Raw genomic sequence first — 662 nt, forward strand, 5'->3', positions numbered from 1 at the left:
CCAGTAGTTCCAGTAGTTCCGGTAACACCAGTAGAGCCTGTAGCTCCGATATCACCAGTAGAACCAGTAGCGCCAGTAGTTCCAGTTACACCCGTAGCTCCGGTAACACCAGTAGCCCCAGTTACACCAGTAGCGCCAGTAGCGCCAGTAGCGCCAGTAGCGCCAGTAGAACCGGTAGCGCCAGTAGAGCCTGTAGCTCCGATATCACCAGTAGCGCCAGTAGCGCCAGTAGCCCCAGTAGCGCCAGTAGCCCCAGTAGTTCCAGTAGAACCGGTAGCTCCAGTAGAACCGGTAGCGCCAGTAGCGCCAGTAGCCCCAGTAACACCAGTGGAGCCTGTAGCTCCGATATCACCAGTAGCCCCAGTTACACCAGTGGTTCCAGTTACACCAGTAGCGCCAGTAGTTCCAGTTACACCCGCAGCTCCGGTAACGCCAGTAGAGCCTGTAGCTCCGATATCACCAGTAGCGCCAGTAGTTCCAGTTACACCCGTAGCTCCGGTAACACCAGTAGAGCCTGTAGTTCCAGTAGAACCGGCAGCCCCAGTAGCCCCAGTAGAGCCAGTAGTTCCAGTTACACCCGTAGCTCCGGTAACACCAGTAGAGCCAGTAGTTCCAGTAGAACCGGTAGCCCCAGTTACACCAGTAGCGCCAGTAGCGCCAGT

General features: G+C 56.8%; 1 protein-coding gene. It reads right to left on the minus strand.

The window, feature by feature from the left end:
* Window positions 1-662, minus strand: a 662-nt coding sequence (locus C9J29_RS24145) for a hypothetical protein (protein WP_201798436.1), incomplete at both ends; no start/stop codon positions are given.

The organism is Lysinibacillus fusiformis, assembly GCF_003049525.1.
Classification (GTDB): domain Bacteria; phylum Bacillota; class Bacilli; order Bacillales_A; family Planococcaceae; genus Lysinibacillus; species Lysinibacillus fusiformis.